The 6,000-nt window shown below is 58.2% G+C and carries 5 protein-coding genes; 1 reads left to right on the top strand and 4 read right to left on the bottom strand.

What is annotated here, in order from left to right; genetic code table 11:
* Both ACTOZL_RS05195 and ACTOZL_RS05190 read right to left on the bottom strand, forming a co-directional pair.
* Positions 1-465: tyrosine-type recombinase/integrase (locus tag ACTOZL_RS05195; RefSeq protein ID WP_482477081.1), on the bottom strand; the 465-nt coding region annotated here is incomplete at its 3' end.
* A gap of 47 nt (positions 466-512) precedes the next feature.
* The gene (locus ACTOZL_RS05190; protein ID WP_482477080.1) at positions 513-1,409 is read right to left on the bottom strand and encodes a LysR family transcriptional regulator; all 897 of its coding nucleotides are present in this window, start codon (positions 1,407-1,409) and stop codon (positions 513-515) included.
* A 151-nt stretch (positions 1,410-1,560) separates the two neighbouring features.
* On the opposite strand from ACTOZL_RS05190, the gene ACTOZL_RS05185 reads away from it, so the two are divergent.
* Positions 1,561-2,130 carry a DapH/DapD/GlmU-related protein gene (locus tag ACTOZL_RS05185; protein WP_482477084.1) on the top strand — a complete coding sequence of 190 codons (570 nt, stop codon included), beginning with the start codon at positions 1,561-1,563 and terminating at the stop codon, positions 2,128-2,130.
* A gap of 64 nt (positions 2,131-2,194) precedes the next feature.
* Here ACTOZL_RS05185 and ACTOZL_RS05180 read toward each other — a convergent pair whose 3' ends face one another.
* Together ACTOZL_RS05180 and ACTOZL_RS05175 are read right to left on the bottom strand one after the other, a co-directional pair.
* Positions 2,195-3,496 (bottom strand): ABC transporter substrate-binding protein, encoded by a 1,302-nt coding sequence (locus ACTOZL_RS05180; protein WP_482477079.1) that lies wholly within the window; start codon positions 3,494-3,496, stop codon positions 2,195-2,197.
* Entirely contained in the window at positions 3,493-5,949 is a 2,457-nt protein-coding gene (locus ACTOZL_RS05175) for a hybrid sensor histidine kinase/response regulator (protein ID WP_482477078.1), read from the bottom strand. The genes ACTOZL_RS05180 and ACTOZL_RS05175 overlap by 4 nt, the downstream gene beginning before the upstream one ends.
* Positions 5,950-6,000 lie beyond the last annotated feature (51 nt).

The raw sequence follows: 6,000 nt of genomic DNA, 5'->3' as shown, positions 1-6,000 counted from the left end.
CCGTCCCAGCCGTACCGCCGCCAGGGTGATATACCGCAGCTCACTGACCCGGATGCCCGTGGCACAGATGGTCTCCATCAGTAGGGCTAAGCGTTCCCGGCCCTGCTGCCGGGCGGCGTCCAGGAGCCGGGCGTACTCGGCCCGGGTCAGCTCCCGGCGGTGCTCCCGGAACAAGCGCCGTTGGATTTTCAAAAATTTTACCCGGCATTCCGTCCAGCCCATGCAGCGCAGGAAGGTATTCACCGCCGCCAGCATGGAATTCACCGTGGCGGGGGCGTAGCCCTCTTGGAGCAGCCAGGCTTTCCAACCTGCCAGGCTGTCCTGGGCCACCGGCCGCCCGTCTAACCAACGCTGCAAGGCCCTCACGTCCCGCAGGTATTTCTCCAACGTGCCCTTGGCCCGTTCCTCCCGGCGCAGCTGCGCGGCAAAGGCGGCGATGTCCGCCCCTGAGATAAAATAGCCCATAAAAAATACCTCCAAACAAAGCTGTTGGAGGTATTTTACTGCATTTGTCAAATGGGGGGGCGTATCCCCGCCGCCTGGTCCCGGAGCAGGGCCAGAAAGGCCTCCGCCGCCTTGGAAAACACCTGGTATTTTTTCCACACCACATGGAGCTCCGAGCGCAGCGCAGGTTCCAGGGGACGGAAACAGAGGGGGCTGTCCCCGCTGGTGTTGATGAGCTTGTCCAGGGCCAGGGCGTAGCCCAACCCCTCTTCCACCATCAGGGAGGCGTTGAACAGCAGGTTGTAGGTGGAGACCACATTCAGCGCCCCCAAATCCCGTTGGAGCCAGTTGGACAGGCTGCTCTTGGTGAGGGCCTGGCGGGAAAGCAACAGGGGCTGGTCCCACAAATCCTCCGGGCGGACCCTGGCCTTTTGGGCCAAAGGGCTGTCCTTGCGCATCAGCACCCCCCAGCTGTCGTAAAGGGGGAGTTGGAGGTAGTCATAGTTCGCCAGGTCGGCGGTGCCCATCAGGATGCCGAAGTCCAGCAGCCCCTTCTCCAACCGCTCCCCCACGTCGTAGGCGTTGCCGCTGTATAGGTGGAAGCGGACCTGGGGGTGGGCGCTCTGCAGTGCCCCCGCAGTCCGGGCAATGAGGCGCATGGCGTCGCTTTCCCCGCCGCCTACATATACGTCCCCGGAGAGGGCCTCTTGGCTGGTTTGGAACTCCGCCTGGGTCTTTTCCACTAGGTCAAGAATCTCGTTGGCCCGCTTGCGCAGAAAGGCCCCCTCCTGGGTCAGGGTGACCTTTCTGTTCCCCCGGAGAAACAGGGTTTTCCCCAACTCCGCTTCCAGGTCCATCAACTGGCGGGACAGGGTGGGCTGGGTCAGATGTAGGGATTCCGCCGCAGCGGAAATGCTCTCCTCCCGAGCCACGGCAAGAAAATAACGCAGGACCCGCAGTTCCATCGCAACGGCCCTCCTCTCTCATTTGGGGGCAGTATAGCATTCTGCGCTATGCCTGTCAAGTATATCCAGCCATAAAATATGGGTATTTGCGATTCCTCTCCCAGGACGCTATACTTGGAGTGGACACCAACAAGAGGAAGGAGCTTTGACCATGGAATTGGCGGAGTATTTGGAGGATGTGAAAGCGGGCAAGCGCATTGTAGCCGGTTCGGAGGCCCACCAGCTCATGCACCGGATGGCCAGGGAGGCCATGGAGCTGACGAAACAGATCAACGCAAGCTGCGACCAGGAGGAAATCCGAGGGCTGTTCTCCCAGCTCACCGGCAAGCCGGTGGACGAAACCTTTGCCATCTTCCCGCCCTTCTCGGCGGATTTTGGCAAGAACATCACCGTGGGGCCAGGAGTGTTCCTCAACGCCGGCTGCCGCTTCCAGGACCAGGGGGGCATCACCATCGGGGCGGGGAGCCTCATTGGCCACAACGTGGTCCTGGCCACCCTGAACCATGAGATGGACCCCCGGCACCGGGGCGATATGCACCCCGCTCCCATCCGCGTCGGGGAACGGGTTTGGATCGGGGCCAACGCCACCGTCTGCCCCGGGGTGACCATTGGGGACGGCGCCGTGGTGGCGGCAGGGGCGGTGGTAACCCGGGATGTCCCTGCCAACACTGTGGTGGGGGGTGTCCCTGCCCGGCGGATCCGCACCATCCCGGAGGAATAACAACAGGCAAAAAGAAACGCGAGACGCCGCAAACATAAGTGGCGTCTCGCGTTTGTATCATGTGTTATTCTCCCAAGGTCTCTGCTTGCAGCGTGTCAAAGGCTGCCATACATTCCTCCACTGTAGCGCCGTTGAGGAGCTCCCGGACGATGAGGCAGGTGTTGCCCCACTGCTCCAACTTCATTCCGGCGTTGGAGCCAAGGACAAAGACGCCCTCTTCAATCCGGTCGTTGAGGGGTTTCAGGGCGGGGATGCAGTCCACCTTCACATTTTTGGAGGGGGAGATCACCTTGTTGGTCTCCGTGTAGACTTGGAGGGCCTCGTCAGAGAGGATGACATCCAGCACTGCCATGGTGTCCTCCTTGTGCTCCGCCTGGGCATCGACCCCATAGCCGGTCATGGGCACCACCGGCATCTGTCCCCGCTCTGTGGGGAAGCCAATGACCTGAAGGTTGAACCCGGGGTTTCCATAGGCGGTGTCGGTGTTGGCCGCGCCCCAGTAGGCCATGACGATGGGGGTCTTTTGGGCCAAGAAATCTGGGCTTTCCCCCTCAATGGCCTCGCTGACTAAGGCTTTCTTCGCGTCAATATAGCCCAAATCAATCATCTTCTTGAGGAACTCAAAGCCGGGACGCATATAGTCGCTGTATTTGGTTCTGCCGCTGTTCAGGGCTTCGATTTCCTCTGCGGTGTTTCCGCCGTTGTAGAGGTCGGCGTAAGCCTGGGCCAGCACGAAGGTCTCCAACCACCAGCGGTTGGCGCCCACGGGGGTCTCATAGCCCTTTTCCTTCAAGACCCGGCAGCACTCCAAAAATTCCTCCGGGGTCTCTGGCAGTTTCAGCTGGCACTGGTCAAAGATATCTTTGTTGATGAACAGGCCGTAGGCCGCCACTTCCTGGGGAATGGCCACCAGCTTGCCGTTTACCGTGTTGGCGGTTTTGACCACGTCCCGCAGGTTTTTGACACAGTCCAGGCCAGACAGGTCCGCCAAATTCCCCTCCGCCCCTGCTTTCAGGATGACATCGGGATTGAGGAGGTACAGGTCGTCCATGTGATTGCGGATGCGGTCGATGGCCACATCGTCGTAGGTTTTATCCTGGTAGTCCTCTGCCGTGTAGGTGATATATTCTATCTTTACCCCCAGCTGTTCTTCCGCCATCAGGATGGTTTTCTCGGAAGCGCTTCTAGCGACGTTTTCTGCGTCGGGATCCGTTTTCTCCATGGGGCTGTATAGGCTCACAACCCGTGTATCTTCCTCTTTGTCTCGAAGAAGGTTGTTGGGATCGTGGGACCCGCAGGCGGCCAGGGCCAACAGGGATGTCCCAGCTAGGCAGAGGGCTACCAGTTTTTTCAGCGATGGTTTCATACAATTCCTTCCTTTCGCTCGATATAGTGTCGAATCACCTTTTTCAACAGTGCCACGTCAATGGGCTTTGCCACATGGGCGTCCATGCCGGCGTCCAGGGCTGCTTTTTCATCTTCGGCAAAGGCATTTGCTGTCATGGCTAGGATGGGGATTTTAGCGGCATCGCTGCGGGGGAGGCGGCGGATGGCCCTGGTGGCTTCGTGCCCGTTCATCACAGGCATCTGGACATCCATCAGGATTGCGTCAAACTCGCCTTCGGAAGAGGCCTGGAAGCGCTCCACAGCCAGCTGGCCGTTTTCCACGATCTCACAGCTGGCGCCCTCGATCTCCAAGATTTCTGATAGGATTTCCGCGTTGATTTCGTTGTCCTCCGCGGCCAGGAAGTGTAGTCCTTCCAGGCTGTCTTGGTCTGCGCCGTTCTCATCTATGGTGCCCATGGGGTGCTCCCGAAGCTCCGTGATTTTTTCTTTGAACGCAGAGACAAAGAAGGGCTTGAACAAAAGGCTTGTATTGGGGAGGGAGAGGAAGGCCTCTGTATCGTCTGCGTCATAGTCCGCCAAAAGCAGGAGGGGAATGGACTCCGGCAAAGCGGCCCGGAGCTGCTCTGCTGCCGGGAGCCCCGCTGGGTGCAGCAAGGCCCAATCCGCCAGAAGGACGTGATACCTTGTGCTGTCCTCCTGTAGCAGGGCCAGGGCGTCTTGGATGCTGTGGACGCTGTCCACCTCCACGGAGGTCTCTCTCATCAGCGTCTGGATGGATTGGCACAGGGTCTCGTCACTGGCCACGGCCAGGACATGGGAGATGCCCCTGCTGCTCCAAAAGTACTGGTCCACCTGGTCCTCGGGGATGCGGAATTCCAGCTCTACCCGGAAGAGGCTGCCTTGGTCAACCTCACTGGTGACCTCAATGGTCCCGCCCATAAGTTCCACGATGTTTTTGGTGATGGCCATACCCAGGCCGGTGCCTTGGACCTTGTTGGTGGTGCTGTTTTCTGCCCGGGTAAAGGCGTCGAAGATGGTTTCCAGGTATTCCGGGGTCATTCCGTAGCCGGTGTCCTCCACCTCGATGCGGATATGCTCATATTGGCTAGAGCGCTGCTTCAGACCGATGAGGCGGAACCAGATGGTGCCCCCCTCCGGGGTGTATTTGACAGCGTTGGAGAGCAGGTTGAACAGGATTTGGTTGACCCGGGTTTCATCCCCTACCAAATACTCATGCTGGATGCCGGAGACCTCCACATGGAAGGTCTGGTGCTTGGCCTTGGCCATAGGCTGGATGATGGCGTCTACAGAGGAGATCAGGTTGTTCAGGGTGAACTTTTCAAAGGTGAGGACAACCTTTCCGCTCTCAATCTTGGAGATATCCAGAATGTCATTGATTAGGCTGAGAAGATGCTGGCCCGAGGCGGTAATCTTCTTGGTGTATTCCCGTACCTTCACAGGATTGTCCGCATCCATAGAGAGCAATGTGGTGAAGCCCAAAACAGCGTTCATGGGGGTGCGGATATCGTGGGACATGTTGGAGAGAAAGGTGGTCTTGGAGTTGTTGGCGATTTGGGCAGCCCGCAGGGCTTCCGCCAGCTGCTTGCTGTGGAGCTCCCGCTCGGCCTCCCGTTCCTTCCGGAGCTTGGACTGCTGGCGCTGGTTCAGGTAGTACAGCAGGCAGCACAGGAAAAAGGCGATCATCATGATGGTAACCACGATGAAAATATTTTGGTTGACCGTCCGGCCCTCCTGCTGGATGGCTTCAATGGGTACATACCCCACCAGGAAGATGCTGCCGCCGTTGACGGCCCACATGTAGTTCAGAGAGTGCTTTTCTCGGATGTCATGGTAGAACAGAATGTTGTCCCCTTGTTCCAGGCAGGCATCCAGCTCCGCGCGCAGGCCCTCTTCCCGGATGCTGTTGGCCCGGTAAAAGTCGCCCAGGTTGAGATGACCGGCCGACCGGGCGCCCATACCCTTGGGCTTGAGTACGAAGCGTTCAGTTTTCGCGTCCATGATGTAAAGCATGGCTTTTTGATCGTAAAAGCCATTGGGCAGGGACTTGTCCAAAGAGTCGTAGATGTACTCAACATAAAGGGTGGCGATTTCCCGCCCAGCTTTTTTAACGGGACATTTTATGGAATATGCCCAAGTTCCCATGTCATTGAGGTAAGATTGGGAAACCGGCAGGCTGTTCACAGTCGACCCGCTGGAGAAGTCCAGGTCCTTTGGGGAAAAGACCTCGCCGGTGTTGGAAACCCCCGAGGTTTCGCCGGAGAGAACCAGGGATAGCTTCACCATGACTTGGTTTCGGTCATACGCACGGATATATGCCACAGGGTCCTCAGCCTCGCCAATCTCCTGGGCGATCATGGTTTGGAACTCCGCCTCATTTTTCAAGATGGCTTCAATGGTACACTGGATCAGGTCCAAGCTTTCGCTGAGATTTTGGATGGCTGAGTTAGACATCTCCTGGGAAAGTTTCTTCGACACAGCGAACACCACGGTACCCAAAACACA

The sequence above is a fragment of the Evtepia sp. genome, assembly GCF_056797215.1.
The sequence above is the reverse complement of the archived record's forward strand: the minus strand, read 5'-3'. Positions and strand labels throughout refer to the sequence as shown.

Coding starts and splice junctions, on each gene's coding strand:
- ACTOZL_RS05180 (WP_482477079.1), bottom strand. CDS start 3,496: ATGAAACCATCGCTGAAAAAACTGGTAGCCCTCTGCCTAGCTGGGACA.
- ACTOZL_RS05190 (WP_482477080.1), bottom strand. CDS start 1,409: ATGGAACTGCGGGTCCTGCGTTATTTTCTTGCCGTGGCTCGGGAGGAG.
- ACTOZL_RS05185 (WP_482477084.1), top strand. CDS start 1,561: ATGGAATTGGCGGAGTATTTGGAGGATGTGAAAGCGGGCAAGCGCATT.
- ACTOZL_RS05175 (WP_482477078.1), bottom strand. CDS start 5,949: ATGTCTAACTCAGCCATCCAAAATCTCAGCGAAAGCTTGGACCTGATC.